This window comes from Nocardia sp. NPDC041819, from assembly GCF_055590505.1.
The window spans coordinates 1,223,386-1,241,282 of sequence record NZ_JBVJAP010000001.1 but is presented as its reverse complement, the minus strand read 5'-3'; the positions used below and the strand labels follow the sequence as shown (position 1 = coordinate 1,241,282).

The 17,897-nt window shown below is 69.7% G+C and carries 12 protein-coding genes; 7 read left to right on the top strand and 5 right to left on the bottom strand.

Features of this window, described 5'->3' with window-relative positions; translation table 11 throughout:
- The first annotated feature begins 86 nt into the window (after positions 1 to 86).
- Together ACZ6DL_RS05885 and ACZ6DL_RS05880 are read left to right on the top strand one after the other, a co-directional pair.
- Entirely contained in the window at positions 87 to 971 is an 885-nt protein-coding gene (locus ACZ6DL_RS05885) for a PAC2 family protein (RefSeq protein ID WP_039798445.1), read from the top strand.
- Between the two features lie 102 nt (positions 972 to 1,073).
- A complete protein-coding gene (locus ACZ6DL_RS05880; protein WP_466049248.1) occupies positions 1,074 to 3,662 on the top strand; it encodes an AMP-binding protein in 2,589 nt (862 codons plus the stop codon).
- On the opposite strand, the gene ACZ6DL_RS05875 is transcribed toward ACZ6DL_RS05880, so the two are convergent.
- Positions 3,564 to 3,869, bottom strand: coding sequence for a hypothetical protein (locus ACZ6DL_RS05875; RefSeq protein WP_083887588.1), 306 nt, complete (start codon positions 3,867 to 3,869; stop codon positions 3,564 to 3,566). The two genes, ACZ6DL_RS05880 and ACZ6DL_RS05875, sit on opposite strands and share 99 nt — an antisense overlap.
- 331 nt (positions 3,870 to 4,200) lie before the next feature.
- On the opposite strand from ACZ6DL_RS05875, the gene ACZ6DL_RS05870 reads away from it, so the two are divergent.
- The 4 genes from ACZ6DL_RS05870 (at position 4,201) to ACZ6DL_RS05855 (ending at position 12,772) form a co-directional block, all read left to right on the top strand.
- Entirely contained in the window at positions 4,201 to 5,340 is a 1,140-nt protein-coding gene (locus tag ACZ6DL_RS05870) for an XRE family transcriptional regulator (RefSeq protein ID WP_466049247.1), read from the top strand.
- Positions 5,341 to 5,447: 107 nt separating this feature from the next.
- The gene (locus tag ACZ6DL_RS05865; protein ID WP_466049245.1) at positions 5,448 to 7,160 is read left to right on the top strand and encodes a TIGR02677 family protein; all 1,713 of its coding nucleotides are present in this window, start codon (positions 5,448 to 5,450) and stop codon (positions 7,158 to 7,160) included.
- Positions 7,160 to 8,578: a TIGR02678 family protein gene (locus tag ACZ6DL_RS05860; RefSeq protein WP_466049244.1), complete on the top strand. Its 1,419-nt coding sequence runs from the start codon at positions 7,160 to 7,162 to the stop codon at positions 8,576 to 8,578. The genes ACZ6DL_RS05865 and ACZ6DL_RS05860 overlap by 1 nt, the downstream gene beginning before the upstream one ends.
- A gap of 3 nt (positions 8,579 to 8,581) precedes the next feature.
- On the top strand, positions 8,582 to 12,772 hold the full coding sequence (locus tag ACZ6DL_RS05855) for a TIGR02680 family protein (protein WP_466049242.1): 4,191 nt from the start codon (positions 8,582 to 8,584) through the stop codon (positions 12,770 to 12,772).
- 27 nt (positions 12,773 to 12,799) lie between these two features.
- On the opposite strand, the gene ACZ6DL_RS05850 is transcribed toward ACZ6DL_RS05855, so the two are convergent.
- Positions 12,800 to 13,114 (bottom strand): ArsR/SmtB family transcription factor, encoded by a 315-nt coding sequence (locus tag ACZ6DL_RS05850; RefSeq protein ID WP_357124079.1) that lies wholly within the window; start codon positions 13,112 to 13,114, stop codon positions 12,800 to 12,802.
- Between the two features lie 84 nt (positions 13,115 to 13,198).
- Here ACZ6DL_RS05850 and ACZ6DL_RS05845 point away from each other — a divergent pair, with 84 nt between their 5' ends.
- Entirely contained in the window at positions 13,199 to 13,969 is a 771-nt protein-coding gene (locus tag ACZ6DL_RS05845) for an SDR family NAD(P)-dependent oxidoreductase (protein WP_466049241.1), read from the top strand.
- A 96-nt stretch (positions 13,970 to 14,065) separates the two neighbouring features.
- Here the strand turns inward: ACZ6DL_RS05845 and ACZ6DL_RS05840 are convergent, their stop codons facing one another.
- From ACZ6DL_RS05840 to ACZ6DL_RS05830, 3 genes are all read right to left on the bottom strand, one after another.
- Positions 14,066 to 14,560 (bottom strand): M15 family metallopeptidase, encoded by a 495-nt coding sequence (locus ACZ6DL_RS05840; protein ID WP_466049239.1) that lies wholly within the window; start codon positions 14,558 to 14,560, stop codon positions 14,066 to 14,068.
- A 794-nt stretch (positions 14,561 to 15,354) separates the two neighbouring features.
- The gene (locus ACZ6DL_RS05835; RefSeq protein WP_051175285.1) at positions 15,355 to 15,819 is read right to left on the bottom strand and encodes a hypothetical protein; all 465 of its coding nucleotides are present in this window, start codon (positions 15,817 to 15,819) and stop codon (positions 15,355 to 15,357) included.
- A gap of 138 nt (positions 15,820 to 15,957) precedes the next feature.
- Entirely contained in the window at positions 15,958 to 17,634 is a 1,677-nt protein-coding gene (locus tag ACZ6DL_RS05830; protein WP_466049238.1) for a fumarate hydratase, read from the bottom strand.
- Positions 17,635 to 17,897 lie beyond the last annotated feature (263 nt).

Genomic DNA, 17,897 nt, shown 5'->3' with positions numbered 1-17,897 from the left:
GACGCCGCCGCTCGCTCGCGGAAACACGCCACCCGGTCCGGCCGTCATACGACACGCCATATCGCCGCACGCCGTAGGCTGACCGAGTGAACGCCAGTGAAACTCCCGATCCGGAACTGCCGACGTTGCGGGATCCGGTACTGGTCGCCGCCTTCGAGGGGTGGAACGACGCCGGTGACGCGGCCAGCGGCGCCGTCGAGCATCTGGAACTGATCTGGGACGCCGAACCGTTGGCCGAACTCGACTCCGAGGACTACTACGACTATCAGGTCAACCGGCCGACCGTGCGTCAAGTGGACGGAGTGACCAGGGAAATCCAGTGGCCGTCGACGATGCTGTCGGTCTGCTCGCCGCCCGGAAGCGACCGCGACGTGGTGCTGCTGCGCGGCATCGAACCGAACATGCGCTGGCGCAGCTTCTGCGGCGACCTGCTGGAGTTCATCGAGCAGCTCGGGGTGCAGACGGTGGTCATTCTCGGCGCGTTGCTGGCGGACACTCCGCATACCCGGCCGGTGCCGGTGACCGGCTCGGCCTACAGCAAGGAGGCGGCCGAGCGGTTCAACCTGGAACAGACCCGCTACGAGGGCCCCACCGGGATCACCGGCGTGCTGCAGGACCAGTGCGTGAAGGCGGGCGTCCCGGCGGTGTCGTTCTGGGCCGCCGTACCGCACTACGTCTCCCAGCCGCCCAATCCGAAGGCGACCATCGCGCTGCTGCACCGGGTGGAGGACGTGCTCGACATCGAGGTGCCGCTGGGTGAGCTGCCCAAGCAGGCGGAGGACTGGGAGACCGCGGTCAACGAGATGACCGTGGGCGACGAGGAGATCAGCGAGTACGTGCGCTCGCTGGAGGAGCGCGGGGACGCGGCGGTCGACGTGAACGAGGCGATGGCCAAGATCGACGGCGACGCCATCGCGGCGGAATTCGAGAAGTACCTGCGCAGACGAGGTCCGGGCAGCTTCGGTCTCTGATCGGCGGCGCGGCGGCGCGTTCGGGACGGACGGCCGTTCACCGGAAGTTCGCCAGGGGGCCACCTTCGGGCCGGGGAACGGCCGCCTCCTACACTTTCGCCGGTGACCGTCCATCCGATCGTCGAGCGTCTGCGCACCTTCGACGAGCGGATCGCCGTCCGGTGCCCCGACCGCGCGGACACGGACGGCACCATGCCCGAATCCGCGCGGCAGGTCACTTACGCTCGGCTCGCGGCGCTGGTCGAGGGTTACGCGGCCGAGCTGGGCCCGGCCCGCCGCCTCGTCGCGCTCGCCGCGCGCAATGACCTCGCCTCGCTCGTCGCGTATCTCGGAGCGCTCAGCGCCGGCTGCGTCGTGTTGCTCACCGAGCAGATCACTGCGGAGTTGCGGGACGCCTACGATCCGGACGTCCTCATCGAAGGAGGCCGCGCCCGCGTGGTGCGGGAGCGCTCGGCGCATCGACTGCATCCGGATCTCGCGCTGCTGCTGAGCACCTCGGGGTCCACCGGGTCGCCCAAGCTCGTCCGGCTCTCGGCGAGGAACCTGCGCGCCAACGCCGCGGCCATCGCCGAGTACCTGGCTATCGGCCCGGAGGACTGCGCGGCCACCACCCTGCCGATGTTCTACTGCTACGGCCTGTCGGTGGTGCACAGTCATCTGTGGCGCGGGGCGAGCCTTCTACTCACCGACCGGTCGGTGCTGGATACGGACTTCTGGCGCGCGTTCCGGAAGTGTCGCGCAACATCTTTCGCCGCGGTTCCATACACCATCGATTTGCTCGACCGCATCGGTTTCGCTCGCATGACCCTGCCGCACCTGCGCTACGTCACCCAGGCGGGCGGCAGGCTGGCACCGCGGCGAGTGCGCGAATACGCCGAACTCGGCCGGGCGAACGGCTGGGACTTCGTCGTCATGTACGGCCAGACCGAGGCCACCGCCCGGATGGCGTACCTGCCCGCACATCTGGCGAGCGCGCATCCCGACTGCATCGGGATACCGATCCCCGGCGGCGAATTCACCCTCGAGCCGATCGAGGAAGCCGACGAGGGGGACGAACCGCGCGAACTGGTCTATCGCGGCGCCAATGTGATGATGGGCTACGCGAAGTCGGCCGCAGACCTCGCACTCGGCCGCACGCTCGACGCCCTGCGCACCGGCGACCTGGCCCGGCGCACACCGGAGGGCTTGTATCAGGTGGTCGGCAGGCGCAGCCGCTTCGCCAAGATCTTCGGATTGCGCATCGATCTGGAACGGCTCGAATCCGGGCTGGCGGCGGCCGGTTTCACGGCGTGTTGCGCCGACGACGACACGCACTTGGTCGTCGCGGTGGAGACTCCTCGGTCCGATCCGACCGAAATCGCCGCGCGCCTGTCCGGCCTGCCCGCCGCCGCCATCCGGATCCGCCCGGTCGAGCGAATGCCCCGGCTACCGAATGGCAAACCCGACTATCCCGCGATCCGCCGGCTGGCCGGATCCGTGCCGCAGGTGCGTGACATCCGCACCCTCTACGCCACCACCCTGGGCATCGACCCCGCACGGATCCACGCGGACAGTACGTTCGTCGATCTCGGCGGCAATTCGCTGACCTACGTGAGCACCGCGGCACGACTGGAGCGAACACTCGGCGGCCTGCCCACCGACTGGCCGAACACCTCCGTGGCGGACTTGGAGCGGATACCGGAGGGCCGCAGCAGGTTCGGACGGGCGCTCGACACCGGAACGCTGCTGCGCGCGATCGGCATCGTGCTGATCGTGAGCGCGCACGCCGGAGTGTTCGTGCGGTGGGGCGCGGCGCACGTGCTGCTCGGTGTGGCCGGATTCAACTTCGCACGGTTCGCCGTGACCGCGGCGCCACCCGCCACCCGCTTGCGGCACACGCTGCGCGCCGCGGGCTCCATCGCGGTGCCCACGGCGCTCTGGGTCGCGCTGACGCTGCCCTTCAGCGACTACTACGGGTGGCAGAATGTCCTGTTGCTGAACAAGATTCTCGGCCCGCACGACAGCGCCACCGCCGGGCACCTGTGGTTTCTCGAAGTGCTCGTGTACTTCATGCTGGCCGCCGCGCTGCTGATCCGGATGCCCGTGGTGGACCGATGGCAACGCACCGAGCCGTTCTGGTTCGCGATGGCGCTGGTCGCGATATGTCTCGTGTTCCGATACCAGGCGTTCGGTCTGTATTCGCCCAAGGACATCCCGTTCTCTCCGCTGGCGGTGTGGCTCTTCGCGCTCGGCTGGGCGGCGGCGAAGGCGACGTCGATGTGGCAGCGGATGACGGTGAGTGCCGTCGTACTGATGGCGGTGCCCGGATATTTCGGCGTTCCCGAGCGGGAGCGACTGATCATGGCGGGCTTGCTCGCACTGGTGTGGTTGTCCGCGGTCCGGGTTCCCGCCGTCCTCGCCGTCTGCGCGGCGGTGCTGGCCGACGGATCGCTGTTCGTCTATCTGCTGCACTGGCAGGTGTACCCGCTGTTCGAACAGCACCGGCTCGCGGGGCTGCTCGCTTCCCTGGCAGCGGGTGTGGTAGCGACCGGTGCGGTTACCTGGCTGCGACGCTGGGGATCGGTGCGGTATCGGTCAATTCGGTCGCGGCGGTCAGCTCTCCACGGTCCATACCCGCGCCGCCGCCTCCTGGGCCAGTTTGGCGATCAGGATGTCGCGCGGAATCGTCTGACCGGCAAAGTGATCGAGTGAGGGAACCACCACATGATGCGCGTCCGCGCGCTTGAGTTCCGCCGTGAGTTCGGCGAAAGCCGTCCCGTCGCCGCCGGTCGATTCATGGAATGTTGCGGCGAAGCACAGCCCTTCCTCGCGGGCGAGGCTGCTCATCGCGGCCTCGAGCTCCTTGCTATGGCCATCGGCCAGATCGTCACGCAAGTATCCATAGATCAACGCTTCCACCCGAACCTCCGTTGGATTGGGATCGCTGTTCTCTTATGTGGATCCACCCGTTTTACGGGGTATTTGCGCTTCGTGCAAGAGCAGATGTACTTGCAGTTGCTCTTACAGGAGGGGCTGGCTAACTTCTGGCGCCATGACCAGCATGCACAATGCGGCGGCGCGAATGTAGCTGTCAACACACGGACATCTGCCTGCCCTCTTGGGGCCACCAAACGTTAACTGGTGCGATACTACAGACGTGGCCGCTACCGACGATCGACCCGTCTGGGCTGTCCGAATGCGCTCCGAGCGTGACGCGAGGGGGTGGTCGCAAGCCGACGCTGTTCGCGTAATGCGTGGAAAGTCTTCGCACAACCTGCCGACCGACAGTACTCTCCTACGCAATTGGCGCCGTTGGGAATCGGGCGAATCACGCCCCGACGACTTCTACGCGCCCATCATCGCCGCCACCTTCGACACGGTGCAGGCGGCGTTCTTCCCCAAGACCAGACCGAACCGGGACGACGAATTGCTCTCGGCGACGGGCATGGACACGCTCGAGTTCATCGGACGACTGCGGATGTCCGATGTGTCCTCGGTGACGCTGGAGGCCATCCGCATCACCGCCGAACGCCTGTGCTGCGAATACTCCTACGCCGACCCGCACGACCTGCACGCCGAGGGCACGGCGTGGCTGCGCAGGATCACCTCGTTGCTGGACGGTCGCCTGACCCTGGCCCAGCACCGCGAAATCCTCGTTCTCGCCGGATGGGTCGCGCTGCTGGTCGGCTGCGTGGACTACGACCTCGGCCGGCGCACCGCCGCCGAGGCGACCCGCCGCGCCGCTCAATCGCTGGCGCAGGAGGCGGAGAACGTCGAGATCGCCGCGTGGACGGCGGAAATGACCGCGTGGTTCGCGCTGACCCAGGGTAACTACCGCGGCGTCATCGAGGCCGTTCAGCCGTCGCTGGAAGTAAGCCAGCACCTGCGCGTCGGCGTCCAGCTCGCCGCCCAGCGCGCCAAAGCCTGGGCCAGGCTCGGCAATACGCGCGAGGTGGAGACCGCGCTGGACGAGGGCCGAGCTATCTTGGAGCGACTCGAACATCCGGCGAATCTGGACAACCACTTCGTGATCGATGCGAACAAGTTCGATTTCTACGCGATGGACTGCTGCCGGGTCGCGGGCGAGGATCGGCTCGCCGAAAGCTACGCGCGCGAAGTGATTCGCAACGCCACCCGGCCCGACGGCTCGGTGCGCAACCCGATGCGGGTCTCCGAGGCGCACCTGACGCTGGCCGTGGTCGCGGTGCGCGACCGCGACCTGGAGCTGGCGGTGGCCGAGGGCATGCGCGCGTTCGCGGGCAGCAGGCGCTCCCTGCCCTCGCTGATGTGGATCGCGGGCGAAGTCGCGCGCGAGATCATCGAGCGTTTCCCCGGCGACCCGCGCACGCGCGCGTATCTGGACCAGATGCGTTCGATGTCCGTCGAATGAGCCGGCCCGCTCCGCGACCGCGGCGAACGGTGCCGAACCGGACGCGGCCACGCCGGACACCGGAACGTCGTGCGGGCGGCGATCGGCCCGCTACTACCCTGTTCCCGGTGACCGACTCCGCTGACAGCTGTGCCGATACCCGCTGGGACGATCGGCTGCGGCTGTTCTCCTTCGCTACCGCCGAGCGGCGCGCCGACTACCTGCGGGTGCTGCGCGCGTTCGACAGTGCGCGCGCGGCGTACGTGGTGCTGCTGCATGCCGACGACGTCGCGGAGTGGATCGGACGCAACGGAAATTCGCTGCGCACGCCCGATCTGGTGGCTACGAACCAACCGGTCGCGACGGCCGGTGGTGCGGAGCACGCCGGGGAATCGCGAAGGTCCGCGGGCCCGCGCGAAGGTGGCCATCCGGAACCGGAGAGCGACGCGCCGAACCGAGCCCCGGAGACCAGCGGCCCGGCGGCGGGCCCACGCCTGACGGCCGCCGAGATCGGCCCGCTGCTCGACCAGCTGCACCAGTGGGGCGTGCTGGAGCGCAGTTACGACGGAACCCGCGCCGCGACGCTGGCCGAATACCGCAACCGGCATTACGTATACCAGTTCTCCCAGGCGGGATTCCAGGCATACCGGGCGGTCGCCGGTGTGCTCAGCGCGCGCCTCGACGAGGCCTCGCTGTCGCGCTTGGTCCTGCCGGAATTGCTGGCCGATCTGCACACCTTGGCCGAGGCCAACCGGGCGGGTGACGCCGAACGCGTCTACCGCACGCTGCGCCGCCTCGACACCGCGCTGTCCGACCTGGCCGCCCGCGCTGCGCACTTCTATCTGGGGCTCGGCGACCTGGTGCGCACCACCGAGATCACCCCCGAATCGTTTCTCGCGCACAAGGACGCGCTGCTGGCGCACATGCGTGAGTTCAGCCTCGACCTGGCCCGGTTCACCCCGCGGCTGGCGGCGGCGATCGCCGAGATCGAGGAGACCGGCGTCGAGGACCTGATCGTCCGCGCGGCCCGTTGCGACGAACGAGTGCTGCTGGGCATCGAGGAACGCCGGTCGGATTGGCAGGCCAGGTGGGACGGACTGCGGACCTGGTTCGTCGCGTCCGGCGGCGGAGAGCCTGCGGGCACCACGGAGGCCGAGCGGCTGCGCGAGGCCACCATGAGCGCCATCGCCGCGGTGCTGTCGTTGCTGCGCCGGGTCACCGAGACGCGGCGCGGCGGGGTCAGCCGGGAGTCGGCGCTACGGCATCTGGCGGGCTGGTTCACCGCGGCGCCGAGCGCGGACAGCGCCCACGCGCTGTTCGACGCGGTGTTCGGACTGGGCAAGCCGCGCCACCTGGCGATGGAACACCCGGACGCCGACGTGATCCCGGCGATCCGGTCCTGGTGGGACGCACCGCCGTTGGAGATCTCACGCACGCTCGCCGAGACCGGGCGCCCGCCCTCGGCGGGTGCGCCCGCCCGCATCCACCGCAACGACGCCGGTATCCGGCGCCTGCGCGAGGCACAATTGGACGCGCAGCGTGCCCGCGCCGAGGCCGCCCGGTCACTGGCTTCCGGCGACGTGCACGAACGGGTGCTGGACGAACGGGAAACCGAAGTGCTGCTGCGGTTGCTGGACGCCGCGTCGACCGCGTGGGTTCCGGTGCGCGGCCGGGTGGCGGGCACCACCGGTTCCGACAGCGGCGTCACCCTGACGGTGTCCGAGCACGACGGCCCGACCGTCGTGCGCACCACCCGCGGGCTGCTGCGGCTGAACAACCGGGCGCTGAAGATCGAGCAGACGACCGGAGCACGGTCGCGCCCGCGCGGGGAGCGCCGCTGATGCACGGACGCACCATCGATGCACTCGCGCTGGACAATTATCAACGCGCGGCCCGGGTCATCCTGGCCAACCACCTGGTGACCCGCACCTATCCGGACCGGATCGCGCTGCCGCTGATCCGGCGCTGGGCCACCGAGCTGCGCGAGGACCTCGCCGAATTGTTCGGCTATCGGCTCGAAGTCACCGAGACGACGGCACGCGTCTTCCCGATACTGGACCGCCTCGACGCGGGCAGGCCCGCGCGCACGCCCGCCGAGCGCGTCTTCGACCGCCGCCGCTACGCCTACCTGGCCCTCGCGCTCGCCGCACTGGGGCGGGCCGGGGACCAGATCACGTTGTCGGAGCTGGCCGATCAGGTCGCGGCCTACGCGAGCCGGGTGGACGGCCTGGAGCTGGCCACCGACCGGGCCGCCGACCGCGACGCGTTCGTCGACGCGGTGGGCTGGCTGACCGCGCGTGGCGCGCTCGCCTTGGCCGACGGTGACGCGGGCGGGTGGGCCAGTGATCCGGATGCCGGTGAGGCGCTCTACGACATCGACCGGCCGGTGGTCTTCGCGTTGTTCCGGCCGCCGCGGGCATTGCAGCATCTGCACAGCGTGCGTGGGCTCCTCGGCGAGGAGGCCACGGGCACCACCGTTTCCGCCCCCGGGACGACCGGCGCCGAGATCGCGCGCCGGGTGCGCAGGGCGCTGGTCGAACAACCGGTGGTGTACGCCGAGGACCTCGCGCCCGACGAGCGCCCCGCCCTCGCCCAAGAGCGGCTGGTGGCGGAGGTCGAGCTGTTCACCGGGCTGCGCGCCGAACGCCGTGCCGAGGGGGTCGCGCTGATCGACACCTCGGGGCGGCTGTCGGACGTCCGCTTCCCGGGGACCGGTACGCTCGCGCAGGTCGCCTTACTGCTGGCCGGTGAGATCGCCGACCGGGTATTGGATATCGACCACCCGTTGCCGCGACACCACGCCGTCGCGGAGCCGGATGCGACCCTGGCCGACCAGCTCGATGAAGCCATCCCCGAATCCACGGTGTTCGCACCGCTGGCCGAGACGCGCGCACCGGCGGCGCCCGCCGACGATCTCGATCCCCCGGATGACATCCAGGAGGAGGACCGGCCCACGCCCGGCTATCCGCTGATCGAGCGGACCTGGCTGCGCGAGACGGTGCAGGCACTGGCCGACCGGTACGGCACGACCTTCGCCGCGCAGTGGCAGGCCGACGTCGCGCGCCTCACCACAGAGGTGGTGGCCCTGCTGGAACGACTACGGCTGGTCCGGACGATCGAGGAGGGACTGCTCGTGCTGCCTGCCCTGGCCCGCTACCGTGGCGCGGTCGTGACGGTCCGCACCAAGCGGGCCGCGGAACTGTTCGTCACCGCGGCCGACACCTACGGGCCCGACGGTACCGGCACGGAAGGGAACTGAGGGATGTCGCTCATTCACGGCGGAGTGCGGTTCACCCCGACCCGCGCCGGGATCGTCAATCTGTGGGACTACCGCGACCAGGAGTTCTGTTTCGCCGACGGCAGATTGGTGTTGCGCGGGCCGAACGGGTCGGGCAAGACCAAAGCGCTGGAGGTGCTGTTCCCGTTCGTGCTGGACGGCCGGATCGAGCCGCGCAGGCTCAATCCGTTCGCCGGCGAGGAACGCACGATGAAGTCGAATCTGCTCTACCGCAAGCAGGACTCGGCCTATTCCTATGTCTGGATGGAATTCGCGCGCGGTCGCTGGGAGGACCCCGAGGCGGTCACCGTCGGCATCGGCATGCGCGCCACCCGTTCCTCGGACAAGGTGACCCGCTGGTATTTCGTCGCCGACGGACGGGTCGGCGTCGACTTCTCCCTGATCGGTCCCGACGACCGGCCGTTCACCCGTAAACAACTCGCCGAGCAGATCGGCACCGACTCGATCGTCGACCGGCCGGTGGACTATCGCAACGCCATCGACGCGCGCATGTTCGGTCTCGGCACGCAGCGCTACGACCAGCTGATCAATCTGATCCTCACGCTCCGCCGCCCGCAGCTGGCCAAGAACCTGGACCCGCGGGGGCTGTCGCAGGCGCTCACCGACGGCCTGCGCCCGCTCGACGAGCAGCTGATCCTGGACGCCGCCCGGTCGTTCAGCGATATGGAGGAGGTCGGGCGCACCCTGGAGGGCTTGGTGCACGCCGACACCGCGACGCGGGCCTTCGTCGAGGTGTACCGCAAATACCTTGCCGTTCAAGCGAAGACCGACGTCGACCAGGTCCGCGTGCGGCTGGACGCGGTGACCCACGCCAGTACGGCGCTGTTCGCCGCCACGGCCCTGCGTGAGCGCAGGGACACCGAGCGCGCCGCCGCCGAGGCCCGCGCCGAGGACGCCGACCGCGCCTACGAGCAGGCCCTCGCCGATCGGGAGAACCTTCAGCGCTCCAGCGCCTACGAGGGCAAACAGCAACTCGACGACCTGGCCGACGCGGTGCGGCGCCTGGAGACCTCGGCGGGTGTGCACGCCGACAAGGCGCTCAAGGCCCGCCAGACCCTGGACCAGCGGACCGTGGAGGCCGAGCGCGCGCGCACCGCGGTGCGCACCGCCGCGGCCGCGCTCGCCCGCGGCGAGGACGACTTGCGCGCCGCCGCGCAGGAGGCGGGGATCGCGTGGGCGCCGCTGCCGGAATCGATCCGGGCCGAGCAGCTCACCGCGGCGGTGCGCGGGCACGCCGAGGAACGCGACGCCGACGTGCGCGCGGTCCGCAAGGCGGTGGGGGCGATGGAGACCGCCGCCGCCGAACGCACCAGGGCCGAGCGGCTGTCCGAGCGCGCGAACGAGCTGCGTGACGCGGCCGCGGCGGAGGTCGCGCACGCCGAGGCGAAGGTCGCGTTGACTCGCTCCGAGGCCGCGGCCGCGTTGCGCGCCTGGTGGGACGAGCACAACGAGGTCTACACCCCGGTGCGCGCCGGTCTTTTCGAGGCGCTGAACTCGGCTCTGGCCGAGGCCGGTTCGGATGCGCCGACCATCGGCGAGGTGCTGACCGAGCGCACCGAGCCGCTGCTGGAGGAGATTCGCGGCCGCCGCCAGGACGCACGCGCCCGCGTGGCCGCTGCGGCGGCGCGCGGCGGTGAGCTGAGCGCCGAACACGAGCGGGTGACGGCCCGGCGAGACGACGCGCCACCGGCATTCGCGGGCCGCCGCGGCCGGACCGGCGACCGGCCCGGCGCCCCGCTGTGGCGGCTGGTGCGCTTCGCGGACGGCGTGACGCCCGAGTCCGCGGCGGGCATCGAGGCCGCACTGCACGCCGCGAATCTGCTGGACGCCTGGGTTTGCCCGGAGGCCGAGCTGCCGCCGGGCTACGACTCCGATCAGTTCCTGGTACCGCTGCCCGCGCCGGAGCGCCCGAACGGTCGCACACTCGCCGACGTGCTGGTCATAGAAGACGATTCCGACACCATGACGGTGCCGCGGCAGGTCGTCGCCGACGTGCTCGCCTCCATCGGCCTGCACGAGGGCGCGGGCGAGCCGAGCGGACCGGTGACGATCGGAGCGGACGGCGCGTTCCGGCAAGGCGTGCAGATCGGCAGGCACCGCAAGACCGACGCCGAATTCATCGGCGCCACCGCGCGGGCCAGGCGCCGCGAGCTCCGCTCGGCCGAGTTGGCCGCGGCTGTGGCCGCCGCGGACGAGGACCGGCGCGCCGCCGAACAGCAGGAGGCCGCCGCCACCGCCGAAATCGCGCGAATCTCCGCCGCCGCCAGGGCGCTTCCGCGCCCGACCACGGTGACCACGGCCTTGCGCGCGGTATCCGAGGCCGCAGGCGTACTGCGATCACGGGCGGAGGCCGCCGCCCACGCCGAGCGCGATCTCGATCGAGCGGTCGCGGAATTGTCCGCCGCGGACAAGAAGCTGCGCGCCGCCGCCACCACCCACCGCACGCCGCGCACGGCCCAGGAGATCGACGCCCTCGCCGCCGCCATCCGGCACTTCGAGAACACGGGCACGGCACTGCTGCGGCTGCGCGGCGACCACGAACGGGAACGGGAGCGCGAACGCGAGGCCGCCGACCGCTTGACCGAGGCCGCCGACCTGGCCGAGGCGTTCACGGAAGAGGCCGAGGCCGCGCGCACCGGCTACCAGGAACAACTGCGCAAGCTGGAGACCCTGCGCGATGCCCTCGGCGCGGGCGCGGCCGATATCGACCGCGAACTGGAACAGGCCCGGCAGCGGATCGAGGCGACCAAGTCCGAGCAGAAAGCCGCCCGCAAGGCCGCCAACCAGGCCATCGAGGCGGTCGGCGACGCCGAGGCCGCCTACCGGACCGCGCACGAGTCTCTCGCCACCGCGCTCACCGAGGTGCTGGCGGAGGTTCGAGCTCTCGCGCCCTACGCTCAGCCGGACCTGCTGAGGTTGCTCGGCGCGGCGCCCGAGGGCCGCTGGCCCAGCAGCGACGCGGCGTGGTCGACGCCCGAGCAACTGCTGTACCGGATCTCGACGGCGGGACCGGAGGCGGCACCGCGCGTCCTGCCCGACGAAGTCCACGCGCTGTTCGACAGTCTCACCGCGGCGACGGCCTCGGTGCGCGCGGGCGAGGCGACGCGCAAGTCCACGCGCACGGCGGTGACCGCGGCGTTGCAGGAATTCGACGCCGCGCTCGCCGGTTCGGGCCGCGATTACCGGCTGCAATGGGACGCCGCCGACGGCCTCACCGTCGTCCAGGTGCACGACGAGCACGGGGTCTCCGCGCTGGCCGACTTCGCCACCCGCATCGACGCCGCGCGCCGTGACCAGGAACTTCTGCTGACCGACGCCGAGCGCCGCATCCTGGAGGATGCTCTGCTGACCGGCCTGGCCCAGCAGATCCACGAACGCACGAGCGACGCACGCGATCTCATCGCCAGAATGGGCGCGGAGATGAAGCAGCGGCGGATGTCCTCGGGCAACACCATCGGCGTGCACTGGGTGCTCGCCGACAGCCTGTCCGACGTGGCGCGGGCGATGTGCAAGCTGCTGGACCGGGATGCCTCGGCGCTGACGGCGGAGGACCTGGCGGCGATCCGGGCGCACTTCGCCGCCGAGATCCGGGCCGCGCGGGCCGCACACCCGGAACGCTCCTACCCCGAGATCCTGGCCGCGACGCTGGATTACCGCACCTGGCGGGTGTTCTCGTTCACGTTGATCTCCGCCGACGGCAGCGAGGACAAACTCACCGTGGCCAGGCACAGCGCGCTCTCGGGCGGGGAGCAGTCGGTGTCGTTGCACCTGCCGCTGTTCGCCGCGGCGCACGTCATGCTCGATTCGGCCGACCCGCAGGCCCCGCGCCTGCTGGCGCTGGACGAGGCGTTCGCGGGCGTCGACGACAACGGCCGCAGTGAATTGCTGGGGTTGAGCGTGCAATTCGACCTCGATCTCTTCATGACCGGCTACGACCTGTGGATCACCTATCCGCACGTCCCGGCGTGCGCGCACTACGACTTGGCGCACGCGGCGGCCGAGAACACCGTCAGCGCGACCTTGCTGGTGTGGGACAGCGGCGACCTGCTCGCCGAAAACGACGGAACCGACCTCACCGCCGCGCTCGGCTCGCCCGATCGCCGCCGGGTACCCACCACGATCGAAGGCGGCCTGGAACTCACGCCGGTGACTTAGCCGTCCGGGATCACCGAGCGGCGGCGATCAGGCCGTTGTTTCGCGGCGGGCGGCGTCGAGCAAGGTGTCCAGCAGGCCGGGAAAGCGGGCGTCCAGGTCATCCCGACGCAGCGACAGCAGCAGTTCCCGGCCGGAGGGCCGCTGCCAGATCACTCCGGCATCGCGCAGCACTCGCCAGTGGTGGGTCAGGTTCGACTTGGCGACGTCCGGCAGCACCGAGCCGCAGGTGTGCTCGCCGCCGTCGGCCAGTATCCGCACCACCCGCAGCCGCAGCGGGTTGCCCAGGGCGGTGAGCACATTCGTCAGCTGGATCTGCGCTCGCTCGGGATGTGCCGCGATCACGCCAACCAGGTTAGCGCGACAGTTGACATACAGTCGAACTGTACGTGAGTATTCGTACAATTAGATTATCTCTGGGAGGTTCTCATGGGCGCCGGTATCGATCGCTTCGACGGCAAGATCGCCTTGATCACCGGTGGATCGAGCGGCATGGGCCTGGCCACCGCACGACGCCTGCTCGCCGAAGGCGCGCACGTGGTCATCACCGGCCGCGACAAGGGCCGCCTCGACGCGGCGGCCGCGGAGCTCGGTGGCGCCGACCGCGTTCTCGCGGTGGCCGGCGACGCGGCCGACCTCGGCGATCTCGACACGCTCGTCTCGGCCGTGGCGCAACGGCACGGACGGCTGGACGTCGTCTTCGCGAACGCGGGCATCGCGGCGTTCCAGCCGACCGAGACCATCACCGAAGCCGAGTTCGACCGCGTGGTGGACACCAACTTCAAAGGGGTGTTCTTCACCATCCAGAAGACCCTCCCCCTGATGGCGGAGCACGGGGCGATCGTCGTCAACGCCTCCTGGGCGCTGCATCGCGGGGTACCGGGCGCGTCCCTCTACTCGGCGACCAAGGCGGCCGTGCACAATTTGGCGCGCAGCCTCGCCGCCGAACTGGCGCCACGAGGCATCCGGGTGAATTCCGTCAGTCCCGGCTACATCGCGACGCCGTCGTTCCGCGCGAACGTCTCCGCCGAGGCGCAGGCCGCGATCAGTGCCACGGTGGCGGCGGGTCGCGTCGGCACCGCCGAGAACGTGGCCGACGCCGTCGCCTTCCTCGCGTCCGGCGAGGCGTCGTATATCAACGGGCAGGACCTGCTCGTCGATGGAGGCCTGATCACCGCCGCGCCCGAGCCGATGGTCTAGCACGCTCGGCCGGCCGGGCGGTATCGGCGCGCCCGCGGACCCGCATCATCGGCGGGCAGCCCAGGCCGGCACGGTGGCCGACGTGAACCTCGCCGGTTACCGCACGCTGGCGTCGGGCAGCATGGGCGGGCACGGCGCGCCGGGCGCCGTCTGCAACTCGAAGTGCCAATACTCGTTCTCGAACGTCCGGCACAGCCCCCATCGGTAGCCGTTCACCTCGAGCCACCGCGCGCCCTGCTGCGGACCGACATCGATCGCTTGCCCGGAGACGTGGGTGGACTCCTCCGGCGGCAGCACCCACCGGCGCGCGGCGTCCGGACCGTAGGTCGCCACACCGTCCTCCCACAGCGCCTGCTGCTCGGCGGGCGTCCGGTATCCGGACGTGATGGACAGGGGCACACCCTGCGCGTGCGCCTCGCGTTCGGCGAGGGTGTACGCGAGCGCCAGCGGGGGATCGAGCCCGTCGGTCCCGGCCGCCGACCCGACCGACCCCCGCTGCTCGATGACCGCGGCGGCGTCGGCCTGCGCCTGCCCCGCCTGCGCACCGGTCGCGACCAGCGCGGGTAGCGCCACCGATAGACCGACCAGCATCCGACTCCGACCAGCGATCCCAAGCACCATGCGCCGATGCTATCGCCTGCGGTCACCTATGCCGGATATGCCCCGATCACAGGGACGGCCTCGTGCGGCACGAGCGAGGACCGTATCGAGCGCCGCGGCTCGAGGGTGGGTCCGCGGCATTTCCCGCCGTGGCCAAGGATGCCTCTTCGCGGCGGTCAGCGTACTTCTGCGAGTACGCGGCCCGACACGAGGAGCCCGCACTCCCCCGCGAGTCCGCTCCACAGGACGCGGCCACCGTGTGGACAACTCTCAGCGAATTCCACAGAAAACTCCACACCTTGGGATAATAGTGATCTGATATGTCCGTTATGCGCCCAATTACCCTCGGTGAGCAAACATTTCGCCCGGCTTGGAAGACGCACTGTCCACAATCTATTCCAGTGCTGTGGATCACATCCGCTCCAGCAGAGCTACCACACCCGAAATGCCGGGATCCGTGGGAGTTTCGAGTGATTTGCGCCGTCTCGTGGTGGGCGGGTCGTCGAGTTCCGGCCGTTGAAAAGAACTTTCGCGAAGCGATGTGTCCCTTTCGGCCCGTATGTCGCGCCTCGCCCGGCGTTGAACTCGACCACACGGCAACGCACTCCGCGCGGTCGCCGACAGCCCGCGCGCGGCGAACTCCACTGCGTCGCAAACACAAGTGCGGGCGGCTGTCGACTCCTGTCGTCAGCCGCCCGCGAATCGGTGGGTTATCCAGATGTCGGGAATTTCACATTCCATCCCCAGCTATGTGGAGACCGAGTGCCTCGGACAATCCGGCCGAACTACGCGTACGGCGGACTGTTCAGCGCGCTCGAACGCCACGGCGGCGCGCCCATCCGCGCGCGTCCTCGGCGAATCGATTCCGCCGCTTGCCTGTTGCGCGCGATCCGTTCCAGGATCTCGCCGTCGTGCGCCCGCGCGTACGCGAGCGCGAGCCTGATCTTGCCCGTGTTCAGGTTCGACTTCGCGCTGAGCACGGCGATCCGGCGTTCCGCAGGGCCGCCCAATTCGCGCAGGCGCGCAACGACTTCCCAGATCTCCGGGCCCGCGGCGAGCGCGGCGCGGCGATCGTCGAGCGGACCGCGGAAGACGATCCCGGGGTGTTCGAGTTGGTCGACGCCCTCACGGATCAGCCGGTCGAGCAATGCGGTACAGCTGGTTCCCTCTCGGGCAGCGCGATCGGCCAACCGGAGGGCGGCCGACTCGGTGATACACAACGCCGTCGGTACTGGTCTGGACGTGCTCATAGCTCTCCTCGACCTGCATCGGTGCCGGAATCAACGGTGTACTTCGCTAAGCGTGCCCGCTGCGGCGATGCCGAGAACCCGGTGATCGGCAGGACATCGGCGTGTCCGCGTCCTGCCGCATGCGGGTCGAGGGAGACCTCAGACGCGCTCTTTCGAGCGGGTACGCACGCGCAGCGCGATCGGCTTCTGCGTCTCGGCGAAGAAGTCGTTGCCCTTGTCGTCGACGACGATGAACGCCGGGAAGTCCTCGACCTCGATCTTCCAGACGGCTTCCATGCCCAGTTCGGGGTACTCGAGCACCTCGACCGACTTGATGCAGTCCAGTGCCAGCCGGGCGGCCGGTCCGCCGATCGAACCGAGGTAGAAGCCGCCGTGCTCCTTGCACGCCTTGGTGACCTGCGCGGACCGGTTGCCCTTGGCCAGCATGACGAACGAGCCGCCCGCGGCCTGGAACTGGTCGACGTAGGAGTCCATCCGGCCCGCGGTGGTCGGGCCGAAGGAACCGGACGCGTAGCCCTCCGGCGTCTTGGCCGGGCCCGCGTAGTAGACGGCCATGTCGCGCAGATAGTCCGGCATCCGCTCGCCCGCGTCGAGCCGCTCCTTGATCTTGGCATGCGCGATGTCGCGGGCGACGACCAGCGGACCACTCAGCGAAAGCCTGGTCTTGACCGGGTATTTGGACAATTCGGCGCGGATCTCGTCCATCGGCCGGTTCAGGTCGATGCGCACCACGTCGCCGCCCAGGATGGCATCGGTCTGTTCGGGCAGGTACTGCGCGGGCTCGCGCTCGAGCTGTTCCAGGAACACGCCATCGGCGGTGATCTTGGCCAGCGCCTGCCGGTCCGCCGAGCAGGACACCGCGATGGCGACCGGGCAGCTGGCGCCGTGCCGGGGCAGGCGAACGACGCGCACGTCGTGGCAGAAGTACTTGCCGCCGAACTGCGCGCCGATCCCGAAGGACTGGGTCAGCTTGAAGACCTCCTCCTCCAGTTCCAGATCGCGGAAGGCGTGCGCGGACAGCGACCCCTCGGTGGGCAGGCTGTCCAGGTAGTGCGCGGAGGCGTATTTCGCGGTCTTCAAGGCGAACTCGGCGCTGGTGCCGCCGATCACGACCGCGAGGTGGTACGGCGGGCAGGCCGCGGTGCCCAGCGAGCGGATCTTCTCGTCCAGGAACTCCAGCATCCGCGTGGGGTTCAGGATGGCCTTGGTCTCCTGGTACAGGAACGACTTGTTCGCCGACCCGCCGCCCTTGGCCATGAACAGGAACTTGTAGGCGGGGTTCGCCGGATCGCCTGCGGTGGAGTACAGCTCGACCTGTGCGGGCAGGTTGGAACCGGTGTTCTTCTCGTCCCACATGGTGATCGGCGCCAGCTGCGAGTAACGCAGGTTCAGCTTGGTGTAGGCGTCGAACACGCCCCGGCTGATCCATTCCGCGTCGTCGGCGCCGGTCAGCACGCCCTCGGACTTCTTGCCCATCACGATCGCGGTGCCGGTGTCCTGGCACATGGGCAGGATGCCGCCCGCGGAGATGTTGACGTTCTTGAGCAGATCGAGCGCGACGAAGCGGTCGTTGCCGCTCGACTCGGGATCGTCGATGATCTTGCGCAGCTGACCCAGATGCGCCGGGCGCAGGAAGTGACTGATGTCGTGCATCGCGGTCTCGGTGAGCAGCCGCAGCGCCTCCGGTTCCACCTGCAGGAAGGTGCGCCCGTTGTGCTCGAACGTGCTGACGCCTTCGGTGGTGAGCAGCCGGTAGGGGGTGTCGTCCGCGCCGATGGGCAGCAGGTCTGAATAACGGAAGTCCGGCGCGGTCACCAGTCGCACTCCTTTGCATGGGCCCGGATGCCATGAACGGCCGGGCTGGTCACGAGCACCGCGAGCCTAGTCACCACCTCGCACCCCACTGCTGGTTAGGCAACCCTATCTCGGACAGTTGCCCGAAAAGGTTGCACGTTCAACCCCGGTGATGCTACCTCTCGTCTGGTGAGAAAGCGCCCGGGCGCCCGAGTCCGGACGCGCGCAGACCGTTCGCGCGCCGCCTGTCGCGACGCGCCACGATCTCGGGACACAGCAGAGTT